This is a genomic window from Vibrio sp. vnigr-6D03 (assembly GCF_002835515.1).
GTDB classification, from domain to species: domain Bacteria; phylum Pseudomonadota; class Gammaproteobacteria; order Enterobacterales; family Vibrionaceae; genus Vibrio; species Vibrio penaeicida.
Map to the genome: position 1 here is coordinate 1 of NZ_PIZL01000025.1, position 15,856 is coordinate 15,856.

The following is a 15,856-nucleotide window of genomic DNA, read 5'->3' on the forward strand; positions in this document are numbered from 1 at the left end:
CCTTTGTCAGCAGTCTGAAAGGAGCGCACTGCGCTCCTTTTTTTCTAATGCTAAACGCAATGATACCCAAGTGACCTCAATATGCAGGATTCAGAGCTCTATCGCCAACCTCAGTCCTAGCCTCTCTATTTAAACCCATCCTATCAAAGCTTTTTGACGATGAAAGTAGACAAAAGATAGGCTCCCAAGGGCGAGATTGCTTGGCTTTTATGCTGCGTTATCGATTTTTGATTTAGAACCACTAAATCGACAAATCAATGCCTTGCCTAAAAACCAAGCAATACTCGCTGAACCTAGCATATTGAGGTTACTTGGGTATATGATGAAACTTATTGCGCCTCTATCAGGTCTGATAAGGTATTCATTTTTTGACAAGTAATGTAATGAAAACTCTGCGATCATTTTTATATTGGCTGGTATTGAGTGTGTGGCTTACTGCACCAGCATCTGCTGAATTGTTTTCGAACAATGCTCAAGGGTTCACGCCCAGCTTCGATAACTCACCGAATCAATTTGTCCCTGTAGACGAAGCCTTCCCATTTAACTTTTTCCAAGACAATGATCGCATTCGCCTTGAATGGCAGGTCAAAGATGAATACTACCTTTATCAAGAACGTATTTCGGTCTCCGCAAATGGTGCCGAAATTGGTTCAATTGAAATGCGAGATGGTCAACCGTACAAAGACGAGTTTTTTGGCGATGTTCGAATCTATACTTCTCCGCTCACCGTTACCGTGCCGCTGCTGTCAGCTACAAGTAACGCAGAGCTGGAAGTCCGCTATCAAGGCTGTGCAAAAGCAGGATTTTGCTACCCACCAGAAATTCGCACTGTGCCGATTTCAGCATTTACTTCCACAGGGGGTAATGACTCATCAAGTTCAGTGAATGCAACTCCTAGCAACTCAAAATCAAATAGCTCGGAATCCAAAAGTTCGCCTGCTTCATCAACCATTTCACAATCACAAGAATCAGGGTTTGCGGACAAACTGGCCAACAGTTGGTGGACGCCATTACTATTCTTTGCTTTGGGTGTGGGTTTAGCTTTCACGCCTTGTGTTCTGCCAATGTACCCAATCCTTACCAGTATCGTATTGGGCGGTGGCCAAATCTCGCAGAAACGTGCGCTTGGCTTGTCGTTTGTGTACGTTCAAGGGATGGCGCTCACCTACACTATTCTTGGGCTAGTCGTTGCTTCGGCTGGGCTTCAATTCCAAGCCGCCATGCAGCACCACTATGTGTTGATTGGCTTAAGTGTGCTGTTTATTGCTCTTTCCGCTTCCATGTTTGGGGCTTACACCCTTCAATTACCAAGCGGAGTTCAAACTTGGCTTAATAACCTTAGCAACAAACAACAAGGTGGCAGCAATGCCGGCGTGTTTGCTATGGGTGCGATTTCAGGTTTAGTGTGCTCACCTTGTACCACGGCTCCGCTGTCTGGCGCACTTTTGTATGTTGCTCAAAGCGGCGATATGCTCACGGGTGGCGTTGCATTGTATGCCCTAGCGCTCGGTATGGGCATTCCACTCATTGCAGTAGCTGTATTTGGTAATAAGCTTCTGCCAAGAGCTGGAGGTTGGATGGATCGCGTTAAAGTGATGTTCGGGTTCATTTTACTTGCCGCACCGATTTTCCTACTCGAGCGAATTCTTCCAGAGCTCTGGACTCAAATTATGTGGTCGCTACTTGGTTTAGGCGCATTTGGCTGGCTTTACCATGCGAAGAACAGCTTGCCATTTGGTGGTTGGAAGCAAAGCTTAGTCGGCATTATTGCCATGCTCGGTATTGTCGCATCTGCACAGCCTATTCTTTCTCAGTGGTGGAACCCATCTGCGGTTGCCCAAGCCGAACCAACCGTGGCGTTCAAACGAGTCAAAAACCTTGCAGCGCTAGAAGCAGAACTGCTGGCTGCTAAGCAGGCAGGGAAACCCGTCATGCTCGATTTCTATGCCGATTGGTGTGTCGCGTGTAAAGAATTTGAAAAATACACCTTCCACGCCCCTGAAGTGGAAGCAAAACTGCAGGGCTATGTATTGCTTCAAGCCGATGTCACGAGAAGCATGCCAGAAGACATTGAGTTGCTGCAAAAACTCGAAGTATTGGGGTTACCCACTATTGAGTTTTGGGATGCAAATGGGGAATATTTGCCCAATGCACGCCTCACTGGTTTTATGCCAGCCGAACCATTTCTTACGCACTTAAACGCACTGTAACCGCCCCGGCAAAGCAAACACCTCAATGTGAGCCCGATTTTTCGGGCTCACATTTTTTTGTTTCATTTCTGTTAAAAGCTCAAATTTTCAACATAATAATCTCAGTGACGTAACTGGGTTTTTTATCATGAAACGGATTATCTGCACATTGTGTGTAAGTTTGGGGTGGCTGTTTTCCACAATGGTAACGCCCCATAATATGGCTGTTGCCAGTAATATCCAATCGAACGACATCGTAGTGCTCACTTCATTCCCTGAAAGCTTTTACTCTCCTATTCGAGAGGCATTTCAGGATAAATACCCCAATACGCACCTTCGCTTCATCAATAAAAAAACACCCGCTTTAATGGCGCACCTAGAACAGCGCCGAAGCCCAAATGCCGACCTCATTTGGCTCAGCTCATCCGATGCCATGGCTCAGCTTGCCATTGCAGGTTTCATCCAACAGAGCCATACCTTTGCGTGGTCGCAGTTTGGCTTCTTTTGGAATACCGAGAGACTTAAACAGATCAATCTACCCACCCCCACCAGCTGGGAAGTGATCACCTCTGAAAGTTTTCAAAACCAAATAGCCATGAGTGCGCCTTCTCGCTCCGGCACCAACCATCTGGTTATCGAACTTGTATTGCAGCAATACGGCTGGGAAGAAGGCTGGAAACTATTGTTAAAACTCGGGGGGAATCTAAGCACCATCACCGCGCGCAGCTTTGGCGTACGGGAAGGCATTTTAAGGCAGCGCTTTACGGTTGCCCCTGTCGTCGACTTTTTCTATCGCAGCGCGTTAGCCAATCAAGCTCCGGTTGGGTTTCATCCGTTCCCCGATTCGCCACTTATTCCGGCACAAATCGGCATCACCAAGCAGTCTCCTTCTAATGCTATTCGCCATACCTTTGTTGATTTCATATTGTCTGGTGAGGGGCAAGCCTTGCTCAATCAACCCAACATCAATCGAATTCCTTTTAAAGTGGGCGTTGAGATGGCAGAAAAAAGTGGTACGTCAGATTTCAATAGCGAGCTTTCCGCCAGCCGATATCACACCGTCAACGCTTTGTTCGACCAATGGATCACACATCGACTGGATGCTTTACATCGGTTTTGGGTCACATGGCACCACATCCATCAGCAACCACTCTCATCGCCCCAAAAACAAAAATTAGACGACATATGGGTGTCAATTAGCCAAATTCCTGTCGAAGAAGGCGTAGCCTCCGACCCTACTCTCAACCAAAAACTCAGTAGCGTGCACCGCTATGAAGATTTTTATCAGCGAATAACGGGACTATGGCAGTCGCAAATGAATGCTGATCTAGAGTCCGCCATATCCGAGCTAGAGCAGCTTTCTCGTGAGGTTTCGCCATGAAAAAACGCCACAGTATCGCGCTTAGAATCTTTGCACTTTTTATGGCACTAGGCTGTATTGCCATTGGTATGGTGGTATCTAACGTCGTCACACTTCAACACCTCGCCTCTTCTTCAGAAACTTGGGGGCAAAAACAGCTTCCGGTTATGGTCGCTGCTGCCAAGTTTGCAGAGTTGGGCGGTCAGATAACGACAGACGCTACTCACTTGGCATTAGCCAAGTCCGCCAGTGCGCTTCAGGAGGCCAATCAAAGTTTACAAAATACGCTCCCCAAGCTGAGCAGTTTAGACCCGCAAAAGCTGTCTCCCAAACATCATCAAGAAATGCAACGGCTCGCTTCAGAACTCAAGGAAAACATTCGTAAAATCTATGCCAATACCGAGCAAAAGCTACTGATTCAAGAGCGCCAGCAACAACTTAGGCAACAGTTATATTGGGCACAAATCGATTTTGTAGATGAAGTCATTCCGCTTACGGAAGAAAGCCAGTTCAACCTCGGACTGTTAATGGACAAACTCGAAAAGAGTCAGGTGTTGTCTAAATCTGAATTTGCCTCTCTTCAATTTGAGAGCAACAGCCAGAGCCAACTTTTAAAGCTAGAAGCCGATGTAAACCTAGTGCTGGATCTTCTCCAGCGTGTCTCTCTGTTTTCAAGCCAAACCGACATTTTGGCAGCGCAAAGCATGATCGATGAAACCATGGTGACCATTTATCAACAAATCAGTGCACTCAAGCCACTTCCTAGCACGGTAACCATTCGTCAAATTGCGTCGCAGCTCAACGACCACGTTACTGGGAGTAATACCCCCATTCAGCGAGCACTCAGAGTATTATCTCTCGATGAAGGGAACCAAGAATTGCTTGCTCAAAACCGAGCACTCATTCAAAGCATTCGCCAGTTCATTTCAGAAGCCGTGCGCGAAGCCGAAGCACAGGCAACCAATACCGCAAGCAGCATTACCGATATCGTGAACACCAGCCGAACTCAACTCAACGTCACCATCGGCACTATTGCCATACTGACAATATTCGTTGCTTTGTACCTTAAAAACCAGCTCCTCAGCCGTTTAGCCACCGTACTCCGAAGCATGCGACATTTGGCGCAAGGCGAATTGCAAACACCGTTAAAAATAGCGGGGCAAGATGAAGTGGCCTCGTTGGCGCACGCCACCAATGTATTTAACCAAACCGCAAGGCAATTGAGGCAACGTACCAGTGCTCTAGAAGAAAAAAACCACCAGCTTTTAGATGAAATTGAGCAGCGCCAGCAAGCAGAAAACAATTTAAAAGAAACCCAAGAAGAATTGGTTCAAGCCGCTAAACTGGCCGTGCTCGGGCAACTAACCTCAGGCATCGTGCATGAATTTAGTCAGCCATTAGCCGCCATTCGTTCGAACAGCTATCTCGCCTCTCAATACTTAAGTAAACAGCAACCAGAGCAAGCGCAAGAAAAATTGGACCGAATAGAACGCATCACCGACAGAGCGACAAAACTCTGCCAACACCTTAAATCCTTTGCTCGCAAAACAGACGACGTAACCCAAAGAACCTACGTATACAAAGCGGTGATCAACGCCATAGATTTATTCACAGAAAGCTTGCCAGAGGATTGGGTCACCATCGATATTCCAACCGATTTATGTGTTCGTGCCAACGAAATACGGCTAGAGCAGGTCTTGGTCAACGCCATCAGTAATAGCTTAGACGCCATTCAGCAGAGACTAGGAGACGATGAATTTCATCCCTCTATTTCCATTTCAGCCCATCAATCGACCGACTGGATCAACCTGTGTATCACCGATAATGGGTGTGGTATGAATCAAGAACAAATCGACCAAATCTTTGAACCTTTCTTCACCACAAAAGAGGTGGGCAGTGGCTTAGGGCTCGGGATGTCGATAACACATAACATAATTCAAGATTTCGGCGGCACGATCTTTGTGCAGTCTGAAATTAACAAGGGAACGGAGGTCATGGTATGTCTCAAACCCATGTAGTACTGGTGGAAGACGATAAAGAACTCAGAGAAAGCCTGAGCGAGATCCTAGAACTGAATGACATGATCGTCACGGCATTTGCTTCTGCCGACAAAGCACTTCCTTGCATTCAATATAACGCCAATAGCATTGTCATTTCAGACATCAGAATGCCCAACATGGATGGCATGACGTTCTTACAACACCTACAGCAACTCGACGCAGAGTTGCCCGTGATTCTAATTTCAGGTCATGCGGACATCGAAACCGCGTTGCAATGCATTAAACAAGGTGCCTTTGATTTTGTCGAAAAACCGCTCAGACCCGAGCATCTTATCGGGCTTGCAACCAAAGCCATTCAGCATCGTGCCCTCACGCTGGAAAACCGAAGGCTGAAACAAAGGAATCCTCGTAACATCACATTGGATGAACTGCTCATCGGCGAATCCGATTCCATGCAGAAACTCAAAAGCCGGTTAATGACCCTCGCTAATGCCGATGTCAACATTGTGATCAACGGAGAAACAGGCACAGGCAAAGAGAAAATCGCCCGTACCTTACACAGCCAGTCTGAACGCAGTGATAAACCATTTGTCGCCATTAACTGCGGCGCTATGCCAGAAAATCTGATTGAGTCGGAGCTGTTTGGTCATGAAGCAGGCAGCTTTACCGGAGCCAGTAAAAAGAGAATAGGAAAAATAGAGTACGCTTCTGGCGGCACCTTATTTCTCGATGAAATAGAAAGCATGCCGTTATCCGCTCAAATACGTTTACTGCGAGTCATTCAAGAAGGTGAGCTAGAACGAGTGGGCAGTAACCAAGTCGTAAAAGTTGATTTGAAAGTTCTTTCCGCTTCAAAAGACGACTTATTCGACCTATCACAACGAGGCGTTTTCAGACAAGATTTGTACTACCGCCTAAACGTCGCCAACCTAGACATCCCACCACTGCGAGACCGAAAGTCTGATATCCCGATGCTATTGGGGTATTTCATTCACGGCGCCGAAAAGCGCCTTGGGCAGAAAGCCCCCACCCTAACACCGATGCATTTCCAGCATCTCATGTCTCACGACTGGCCTGGGAATGTGCGCGAACTGATGAACGAAGCAGATCGGATCGTTTTGGGCATATCGGATCTTATCTTCACCAGTAACCAGCAAGAATGTCACAGTTTGGCGCATCAAATGACGCAATTTGAGTTTTCCGTCCTTCACCATACCTTGATTCAATTTGATGGTCATATTGGCGCAACAGCAGAACATTTAGATATTCCACGTAAGAATCTGTACTTAAGAATGAAAAAGTTTGGCTTGAAAAAAGAAGATTACGTTTTGCTAGAAGAGTAGGTCATCAATGACCTACTCACAGATCACATTCGTCGTCATTTGACACACTGCAAGAAGTCGAAAAACCATAAGACACTAAAATTAAAGGAATTAATTTAAATTTAACATTGGCATAACATTTGAACTATTAACGATAGGTTATCGCGCAAATCGCTGGTAACCCGCACATGGATAACCCTACGTTGATAAAAATGGAGTGCACAATGAAACATGGAATCAAACTGCTGACACTAACCAGCACAATGATGCTCGCAATGGGCAGCGCATCCGCTTGGGCAATGTCGGACAAAGACTTGGTGATCGTCACCTCGTTTTCCAATGACGTGACCGACGTTTATAAAAAAGCGTTTGAAAAAAAATACCCCAACGTAAAAGTCGAAATCTTAAAGAAAAAAACCACATCCGGTATCAAGTATCTGCAAGAAACGGCTTCTCGTAACAACTCCGATATTTTCTGGGCCTCAGCCCCCGATGCTTTTGAAGTGCTAAAAGACAACGACTTACTGGCACAGTACCAATCCTCAGTAACCGGTATTCCCGAGAAAGTAGGATCATTTCCTATTAATGACCCAGACGGTTACTACAAAGGGTTTGCGCTTTCGGGCTACGGAATGATGTGGAACGAACGCTACATGAAAGCCAAAAAGCTGCCTATTCCCAATGAATGGGAAGATTTGGCTGACCCCGTTTACCACAAACACGTGGGAATGTCGGCACCTTCACGCTCAGGAACCACTCACCTAACGGTAGAAGCGATCCTTCAAGGTAAGGGCTGGGAAGATGGTTGGGCAACGCTAAAAGCCATTTCAGGTAACTTCCGCGTAGTCACCGAGCGAAGTTTTGGTGTGCCAGATGGCGTAAACAGTGGCTCATTTGGTGTGGGTATTGTGATTGACTTCTTTGGTCTGTCGTCGAAAGCAACAGGTTTCCCGGTCGACTTCCACTATCCGACAGTGACGGCACTTGTTCCCGCTAACGTTGGTAAAGTCAAAAATGCACCGAACCAAGAAGCGGCAGGCGCTTTTATTGATTTCCTACTCTCTGACGAAGGGCAAGAACTCCTTCTCGATGAAGGGATTCAGCGCTTACCCGTCAACCCAAATGTATACAGCAAAACGCCTGAAGGTTTTCCAAACCCATTTACAGGTGAAAAGCTTGGAACGGTGGATTTCGATCTCAACCTATCCAAATCTCGCTACAACGTCGTCAATAGCTTGTTCGACGTCATGATCACCTACCGTATGGGAGAGTTGCGCAGTGCAACGAAAGCCATTCAAGAGGCTGAATCCAAAGCGAAATCTCAAAACAATGCCAAAGCGCTAGAGCTGGTTGCTCAAGCTAAAGCATTAATCAATCAAATGCCCATCACAGCACAAGAAGCCAGTGACCCTGATTTTGCCGGTATCTTCACCAAAAAGCGTAAGAAGAAAACCGACAAAGTCGGCGCTCGTCAGGCTGAAATTGAGCAAGCTTGGGATAAAAAAGTCGTCGTTAATTACGACAAAGCCAAAGCGCTTGCCGAACAAGCAATGGATATGCTGTAAGCCTTTTCCGCTCTACAACATCTGATTCCCCCCATTTGTAGGTCAGCACCACGTAATTGCGTGGTGCTGGGGGGAATTTTTATCTCAAGAACATGGAGTTTCTTATGAGTAGTGTCTCTCTTCCACAGTCAAAAGACGACACAGGACAAAAAGGCCGTGGTTTGCTGAAAAAAATTCGTGAAGATTGGGGATTATATTTATCCGCCATCATCATCGCCTTGTTCATCATCGTTTTTCTTTTTGTGCCCGTGTTAAAGGTCATTTTTGTTGCTTTCCAAGATCAAGAAGGCAGCTTTTCACTGGTTAACTTTCAAGATTTTTTTGGTTCTTCTTTGTTCCAAGAATCTTTCTTTAACTCTTTCTACGTTGCCTTCATGTCGGTGGTGGTGGCGTCTATTATTGCCATGCCTTTGGCGTATTTCACCAGCCGATTCCAGTTTAAAGGTACGGTGCTGATTCAAACCTTAGGTATTGTGCCTCTTATCATGCCGCCCTTTATTGGCGCCGTCGCGATGCAATTGCTGTTTGGTGAAAACGGCACAATGAATTTGCTTTTGGACGAATATTTCGGTTTCACAATCCCGATTATGGAGGGGTTGAATGGCGTTATCTTTGTTCAAAGCGTTCACTATTTCCCATTCATTCTGATTAACTTATCTGCCGCATTGCAAAACATTGATCGCTCAATGGAAGAATCGGCGCAATCACTGGGTTCTTCAGGCTTAAAATTGTTTAGAAGAATAGTGTTCCCACTCGCTATGCCTGGCTATGTTGCGGGGGCGTCGCTGGTGTTTGTAAAAGTGTTTGATGATTTAGGCACACCACTTTTACTCAACGTAAACAACATGCTGGCTCCACAAGCGTATTTGCGCATTTCATCGGTGGGTATTTCTGATCCGATGGGGTACGTTATTTCGGTTATTCTCGTGGCGTTTTCTGTGTTTGCACTTTGGGTTTCTTTCCAAGCGTTAAAAGGAAAAGACTACTCCACAACACAAAAAGGCGGCGGCGGTTTATCCAAGCGTGAGCTTCGCCCTATGGAAATGGTGGGTTGCTATGCGGTGATTGCCCTGATCCTCATGTTGGTTTTGGCTCCGCACTTTGCTTTGTTGCTGCTTTCGTTTGGTACGATTTGGAGCTTTAGCCCACTCCCAGACGGCTTCACAATTGATCACTACACCACCGCGATCACTCAAGCTTCTGACTTCATCACCAATACTCTGCTTTACGCTGGTCTAGCGGGCATTATCGATGTCATTTTGGGCACCGCGATCGCTTACCTTGTCTGGCGCACAAAAATGGTGGGACGAAAATGGCTCGATTTTGGTGCCATGGCTGCTCTCGCGGTACCAGGTGTTGTTCTCGGCATTGGCTATTTGCGTACCTTCTATGACGTTGAATTACCGATTGTCGGTACATCGATGGCAACGTGGTGGGGAATCATTGTGATTGCGTTGTCTGTACGGCGCTTACCTTATGCGCTTCGCTCCTGTGTGGCCGCGTTACAGCAGGTTAGCCCTTCACTTGAAGAAGCATCTGAAAACCTAGGAGCAACCCGCTCTCGAACCATCCGACGCATTGTCGTGCCACTAATGGCGGCAGGTATTTTGGCAGGGTTTGTCACCGCATTTGCCACTGCCGCGGTTGAGCTTTCCGCCACCATTATGCTCGTTGCACAAGAATCGGATGCCCCATTGGCCTACGGCTTGTACATCTTCATGCAAAGCGCTGCTGGGCGGGGTCCCGGTGCTGCTTTGGGTGTGATTGCCGTAGTGATTGTTGGGTTAGCGACGTACTTGTCGCACACCATTGTTGAACGTACTCGCCAAGCTCACAGCGAAAAGAGTCATTAAGAGAAAAGGAATTTCCCATGAGTTTAGAAAACAGCCAACAAGTCGGCATTACCATTAAGGATCTCACGTTAGCATTTGGGGAAACCGAGGTGCTAAAAGGGGTGAATTTGGACATCCAGCCCGGAGAGTTTTTCGCCTTTCTTGGTCCTTCCGGTTCAGGTAAATCTACCCTGCTCCGCGCGATCGCGGGGTTTGGTCCCGTCCCTAATGGACAAATATTGTTAGGTGATGAAAACGTCATCGAACAGCCACCGTGGAAGCGCAACGTAGGCATGGTGTTCCAAAGCTACGCGTTATGGCCGCATATGACGGTGCGCCAGAATGTGGCGTATGGCTTAGAAGAACGCAAAGTGCCGAAACCGGAAATCAAAAAACGGGTGGATGAAGCGCTCAACCTCGTCGGGCTTTTTCATTTGGCCGAACGCCGACCTTCGCAACTTTCTGGTGGTCAGCAACAAAGGGTCGCCATTGCACGAACGGTAGTCGTTGAACCACGCGTGTTGCTTCTGGATGAACCCTTATCGAATCTGGATGCGAATTTGCGTGAACAAATGCGACGTGATCTTCTTGATCTGCAACGTCAATTAGGATTAACCACGATCTTTGTGACTCACGATCAGGAAGAAGCCAACACCATTTCAGATCGCATTGCGGTTTTGGATCAAGGCGTAATTCAACAGATCGGAGAACCCATTGAACTCTACGATAACCCTGCCAATAAGTTTGTTGCCGATTTCTTGGGTACTGCGAACGTATTGAATGGGCAAATCACTGAATCTGGCGGAAGCAGTGTGTTCCAATCGGAATCCGGTATTCATTTCCCGTATCAAACGAAGGAACGAGGCGATATTTCGTTGGTATTCCGACCTCAAAGCTTAGAAATTTGCCATTCCTCACCCAATTCAGACGCGATAAAGTTGGAAGGAAAAGTGAAACATCGAGAGTTTTTAGGTCACTTAGTGCGTTACGGCATCGATATTGGTGGTCAAATGTTAATGGTCGATGACCCTCACTTGCGAGGTTCGACCCATATAAGAAATGGATCACCGATCTTACTGCAACTTAACCCTGATGAAATCGTTGCGTTAAGCTAAGTTATTGACATCAATATCAATTATTAAAGAGCCGGTCTATCTTAGTCTGGCTCTTTCACATTTTTAGAAGAAAAATCAGAGAATAAGCGCATATTAGTTGTTGTATTCTGGAGACGGTGATAATAATTAAATTAACTGTCTGTTAAAGAGTGCTTAACGTCATGGACTCGACCTACACCATCCTCATCGCCGATGATCACCCACTGTTCCGTAATGCTTTATTTCAGTCGGTACATATGGCGATCAGCGGAGCCAATCTGCTTGAAGCCGATTCTCTAGCGGCTTTACTTTCCCTTTTGGAGAAAGAGCAAGAACCCGATCTTCTGTTGCTAGACTTGAAGATGCCCGGCGCCAATGGAATGTCTGGTTTGATCCAACTTCGCGCCGAATACCCAGATCTCCCAATTGTCGTTATTTCCGCAAGTGAAGAATCCAGCGTCGTCACTCAAGTTAAAAGCCATGGTGCGTTTGGGTTTATTCCAAAATCAAGCGACATGAGAGAGCTGGTGGCTGCACTCAATCAGGTACTCAATGGAGAACCTTTCTTCCCAGAAGGGATGATCACCAATAATGCTGCATGTAATGAGCTAAGTGAAAAGATCGCCGCGTTAACCCCTCAACAATACCGCGTACTTGGTATGTTGTCCGACGGATTATTGAACAAGCAAATCGCGTACGAACTCAACGTTTCAGAAGCGACCATCAAAGCACACATGACCGCCATTTTTCGCAAGCTCGGTGTCAAAAACCGAACTCAAGCCGTCATACTTCTCCAACAAATGGAGCCAGAGTCTTAGACCTTCGGCTAAGTTAACAACGTGTTAACATCTCACTTTTCGGAACACTCATCTTTAAGCCCCCGTTTTTAGGGGGCTTTTTCATTTTCTCGCCCAGACTAAAGTAGAAAAGAGTTCTTGATTTCATCTTGCTATTGTAAATCCTGATACAAATCGTTAACAACGAGCTGTTCATGTAATGAAGAGCATTCAATATCGTAAGGAGACGGCAATGGCGTTCGAAAACAAAGAACGGGCAAAGGCCTACTGGGACAAAAACGTAAGACTCATGATTTCCTTGATGGCAATCTGGTTTGTAGTGTCATTCGGTTGTGGCATTTTGTTTGTTGATGCACTAAATCAATTCCAACTTGGCGGATACAAGCTCGGTTTCTGGTTTGCGCAGCAAGGCTCAATTTACTGCTTCTTGGCAATCATTTTCTACTACGCGTGGAAGATGCGTCAGTTAGACCGCGAATTTGGCGTGGACGAGTAAGGAGTCGTTAAGATGGATCTTAAAACAATTACATATTTAGTCGTCGGTGCCACCTTTGTACTTTACATTGGTATCGCCATTTGGGCCCGCGCTGGCTCGACCAAAGAATTCTATGTTGCTGGCGGGGGGGTAAACCCTATCGCAAACGGCATGGCAACAGCAGCAGACTGGATGTCGGCAGCGTCGTTTATTTCGATGGCCGGCTTGATTGCCTTTATGGGCTACGGTGGTTCTGTATTCCTTATGGGTTGGACCGGTGGTTACGTATTACTTGCTCTGCTTCTTGCTCCTTACCTTCGTAAGTTTGGTAAGTTCACAGTGCCAGAATTCGTAGGTGAGCGCTTTTATTCCAACACTGCCCGCGTTGTAGCGGTAGCGTGTTTGATCATCGCATCGGTGACATACGTTATCGGTCAGATGAAAGGTGTAGGCGTTGCGTTTGGTCGTTTCCTTGAAGTGGACTACTCAACTGGTCTGTTGATTGGTATGTGTATCGTATTCATTTACGCTGTAATGGGCGGAATGAAAGGGATTACTTACACACAGATCGCTCAGTATTGCGTACTCATTTTAGCTTACACTATTCCCGCAATCTTCATTTCACTTCAGCTGACAGGTAACCCTCTGCCTCAAATTGGTTTAGGTGGGACCATGGTCGGAACCGATGTCTACTTACTCGATCGGCTTGATCAAGTCGTCACCGAGCTTGGATTCACCGAATACACCACCGCCGTTCGGGGCGATACGCTGAACATGTTCGTTTACACCATGTCTCTGATGATTGGTACGGCAGGTCTGCCTCACGTAATCATCCGTTTCTTCACTGTACCAAAAGTACGTGATGCGCGAACTTCAGCAGGTTGGGCACTGTTCTTTATTGCGATCCTTTACACCACGGCTCCAGCTGTAGCAGCAATGGCTCGTCTGAACTTAATGGACACAGTAAACCCAGCTCAGAACGAATACTTGAAATACGACGAGCGTCCAGCTTGGTTCAAAAATTGGGAGAAAACAGGTCTTCTAGGATTTGACGATAAGAATGGCGACGGTGAAATTCAGTACACCTCTGACAAAGCAACAAACGAGTTAAAAGTGGACCGTGACATCATGGTTCTGGCAAACCCTGAAATTGCGAAGCTGCCTAACTGGGTCATCGCATTAGTAGCAGCGGGTGGCTTGGCTGCCGCACTCTCTACTGCTGCCGGCTTATTGCTCGCGATATCGTCGTCCATATCCCACGACTTAATAAAAGGGGTTATTAATCCGAACATATCCGAGAAGAAGGAGCTCCTCGCCAGTCGGATATCGATGGCGGTGGCAATTGCGGTGGCAGGCTATTTAGGCTTGAACCCACCCGGATTTGCCGCCGGTACCGTAGCCCTCGCCTTTGGCTTGGCCGCTTCGTCGATATTCCCCGCCTTGATGATGGGTATCTTCAGTAAGAACATCAACAAGGAAGGTGCAATCGCCGGTATGATTGCAGGTATCACGATTACTCTGTTCTACGTATTCCAACACAAAGGCATTTTGTTCATCGCTGATTGGAAATACCTAGAAAGCTGGGGCAGCAACTGGTTCCTAGGCATTGAACCAAATGCATTTGGTGCTATCGGTGCCGCCTTCAACTTCGCAGTCGCATTTGCTGTTTCTAAAGTAACCGCAGATACACCGCAAGAAGTGAAAGACTTGGTTGAGCACGTACGTGTTCCAGCTGGCGCAGGCGACGCTCAGTCACACTAATTAAAACACACGCCACAAAAGCCCCGACAGGGGCTTTTTTTATCTCCTCATCTGAGGCATTTTAGATAAAAGTCAGCAGGAAGAAGCCCAAACATGTTTAAAAACAAGCACTTTATTATTGCCATGCTCATCGCTCCCATTCTTGCCATTATTGCGTATTTCGGTACGGACGCAGCAATAAGCGAGAAACCGCATGCTGCCAAAGAAGGGGAATCTTATAAGCTGGCAAGCAAATCCAATTGCCGCTACACCAGCGGTTTGTGCAATATGGAAAATGGGGATTTTAAAGTACAGTTTCGCTCAGAAGGGATTAAAGATGGTCAATTGACGTTAAGTTTAAAAGCAGATTTACCTTTAGAGGGCGCCAAAATCGCAATAGCAGACTCCCCTGACGATAAACGTATTCCATCAAAAATGCGTAAAATCGATGCGCAAAGCTGGCACTTAACCGTTAATGCTCCACAGAATGAAGAAAGCAAGTTACTGATGGTATTTCAGTCTGGCGACACGCTATATTACGGTGAAGCAAACACCCAATTCGTGGTTTACGAAACGCTGTTTACTGAAGATAAATAGTCGATTTAAGAGAAAAATTCACTCAAGAAACGACTTAATCTGAATTTTGCACGATAGATCGATTAGCGAAATTCAGCCCTAAACAACATTAAAACTCCCCCAAAAACCGTCTATCTGACGGTTTTTCTATTTCAGCTCAATCTGGGCAACCTCCGAAAAATTATAAAATATCTAACTATTAATAAACACTAACAATTTGTCCATTGATAAACATATGAATTAGAAATAATAATTCGCGCGAAAAAATAGATATATCAATCAGGAAATTATAAAAGTGAATAAAACAATTCTACTGAGCGCACTTTCTCTAGCTATCGCTCTTCCAGCACAAGCTCAAGAAGACAACGCGCCAACGTCAGTAAAAACAGAAGGCTTTTACGCAGGTTTGGATTTGGGACTTTCGGGAGAATCATCTGTCTCTGGAGAATCCATTTCTAGCGATAATCCATACAACTCTGACCTAGATATTGCATCAGGCTTCAACCTTGGTTATGAATTCAAAGCCAACGACAAAATTAATGTTGCTGCTGAGTTAGAATTTTATAACTGGGGCAACTACAAAACGTTCTCAGATAGAGCAGCTGAAGCTTATATCACTAGCACTGCACTGAATGTAAAACCAAAATACTACGTCAATGACAACATCTATATTGGTGGTACTCTTGGCTACGGTTCATACACTCTTAATCTGGACTTGGTAAACAACTTTGCAATTAAGACATCAAGTGAAAATGGCTTCATTTACGGCTTAGAAGGTGGATACCAGCACCACAACGGCGTTTTAGCTCGTGCAGGTTATAAAAAGACAAGTATTGAAGACGGCGGTATCACATTAGACCTTAGTTCGTTCTACGTAGGTATCGGCTACAAGTTCTAATTTAAAAA

Annotated in this window: 12 protein-coding genes; all 12 read left to right on the plus strand. The window is 46.0% G+C overall.

The features are described from left to right. Positions 1 to 383 precede the first annotated feature (383 nt). The 12 genes from CW749_RS20275 to CW749_RS20330 all read left to right on the plus strand — a co-directional run bounded on the left by CW749_RS20275 (position 384) and on the right by CW749_RS20330 (position 15,848). Positions 384 to 2,210, plus strand: a complete 1,827-nt coding sequence (locus CW749_RS20275) for a protein-disulfide reductase DsbD (RefSeq protein ID WP_101114188.1) — start codon at positions 384 to 386, stop codon at positions 2,208 to 2,210. Positions 2,211 to 2,337: 127 nt separating this feature from the next. Beyond that, positions 2,338 to 3,570: an ABC transporter substrate-binding protein gene (locus tag CW749_RS20280; RefSeq protein WP_101114190.1), complete on the plus strand. Its 1,233-nt coding sequence runs from the start codon at positions 2,338 to 2,340 to the stop codon at positions 3,568 to 3,570. Beyond that, positions 3,567 to 5,567, plus strand: a complete 2,001-nt coding sequence (locus tag CW749_RS20285) for an ATP-binding protein (RefSeq protein WP_101114191.1) — start codon at positions 3,567 to 3,569, stop codon at positions 5,565 to 5,567. Before CW749_RS20280 ends, CW749_RS20285 begins: the two co-directional genes overlap by 4 nt. After that, the gene (locus CW749_RS20290) at positions 5,549 to 6,892 is read left to right on the plus strand and encodes a sigma-54 dependent transcriptional regulator (RefSeq protein ID WP_101114193.1); all 1,344 of its coding nucleotides are present in this window, start codon (positions 5,549 to 5,551) and stop codon (positions 6,890 to 6,892) included. Before CW749_RS20285 ends, CW749_RS20290 begins: the two co-directional genes overlap by 19 nt. A 203-nt stretch (positions 6,893 to 7,095) precedes the next feature. Beyond that, positions 7,096 to 8,436 (plus strand): extracellular solute-binding protein, encoded by a 1,341-nt coding sequence (locus CW749_RS20295; RefSeq protein ID WP_180958456.1) that lies wholly within the window; start codon positions 7,096 to 7,098, stop codon positions 8,434 to 8,436. A 104-nt stretch (positions 8,437 to 8,540) separates the two neighbouring features. Further along, positions 8,541 to 10,289: an iron ABC transporter permease gene (locus tag CW749_RS20300; RefSeq protein WP_101114195.1), complete on the plus strand. Its 1,749-nt coding sequence runs from the start codon at positions 8,541 to 8,543 to the stop codon at positions 10,287 to 10,289. Between the two features lie 17 nt (positions 10,290 to 10,306). Then, positions 10,307 to 11,383 (plus strand): ABC transporter ATP-binding protein, encoded by a 1,077-nt coding sequence (locus CW749_RS20305; RefSeq protein ID WP_101114197.1) that lies wholly within the window; start codon positions 10,307 to 10,309, stop codon positions 11,381 to 11,383. Positions 11,384 to 11,544: 161 nt separating this feature from the next. Then, positions 11,545 to 12,180, plus strand: coding sequence for a response regulator transcription factor (locus tag CW749_RS20310; protein ID WP_101114199.1), 636 nt, complete (start codon positions 11,545 to 11,547; stop codon positions 12,178 to 12,180). Positions 12,181 to 12,391: 211 nt separating this feature from the next. After that, entirely contained in the window at positions 12,392 to 12,655 is a 264-nt protein-coding gene (locus CW749_RS20315; protein WP_101114201.1) for a DUF4212 domain-containing protein, read from the plus strand. A gap of 12 nt (positions 12,656 to 12,667) precedes the next feature. After that, complete coding sequence (locus tag CW749_RS20320) at positions 12,668 to 14,395, plus strand: sodium:solute symporter family protein (protein ID WP_101114203.1); 1,728 nt, start codon at positions 12,668 to 12,670, stop codon at positions 14,393 to 14,395. A 93-nt stretch (positions 14,396 to 14,488) separates the two neighbouring features. Then, on the plus strand, positions 14,489 to 14,971 hold the full coding sequence (locus CW749_RS20325; protein ID WP_101114205.1) for a hypothetical protein: 483 nt from the start codon (positions 14,489 to 14,491) through the stop codon (positions 14,969 to 14,971). Positions 14,972 to 15,245: 274 nt separating this feature from the next. Beyond that, entirely contained in the window at positions 15,246 to 15,848 is a 603-nt protein-coding gene (locus CW749_RS20330; protein WP_180958457.1) for a porin family protein, read from the plus strand. Positions 15,849 to 15,856: the final 8 nt, after the last annotated feature.

Bases quoted from the DNA above. Each gene is read 5' to 3' on its own strand.
- CW749_RS20325 (WP_101114205.1), top strand. From the start codon at position 14,489: ATGTTTAAAAACAAGCACTTTATTATTGCCATGCTCATCGCTCCCATT.
- CW749_RS20290 (WP_101114193.1), top strand. From the start codon at position 5,549: ATGTCTCAAACCCATGTAGTACTGGTGGAAGACGATAAAGAACTCAGA.
- CW749_RS20280 (WP_101114190.1), top strand. From the start codon at position 2,338: ATGAAACGGATTATCTGCACATTGTGTGTAAGTTTGGGGTGGCTGTTT.
- CW749_RS20300 (WP_101114195.1), top strand. From the start codon at position 8,541: ATGAGTAGTGTCTCTCTTCCACAGTCAAAAGACGACACAGGACAAAAA.
- CW749_RS20320 (WP_101114203.1), top strand. From the start codon at position 12,668: ATGGATCTTAAAACAATTACATATTTAGTCGTCGGTGCCACCTTTGTA.
- CW749_RS20315 (WP_101114201.1), top strand. From the start codon at position 12,392: ATGGCGTTCGAAAACAAAGAACGGGCAAAGGCCTACTGGGACAAAAAC.
- CW749_RS20310 (WP_101114199.1), top strand. From the start codon at position 11,545: ATGGACTCGACCTACACCATCCTCATCGCCGATGATCACCCACTGTTC.
- CW749_RS20295 (WP_180958456.1), top strand. From the start codon at position 7,096: ATGAAACATGGAATCAAACTGCTGACACTAACCAGCACAATGATGCTC.
- CW749_RS20305 (WP_101114197.1), top strand. From the start codon at position 10,307: ATGAGTTTAGAAAACAGCCAACAAGTCGGCATTACCATTAAGGATCTC.
- CW749_RS20275 (WP_101114188.1), top strand. From the start codon at position 384: ATGAAAACTCTGCGATCATTTTTATATTGGCTGGTATTGAGTGTGTGG.
- CW749_RS20285 (WP_101114191.1), top strand. From the start codon at position 3,567: ATGAAAAAACGCCACAGTATCGCGCTTAGAATCTTTGCACTTTTTATG.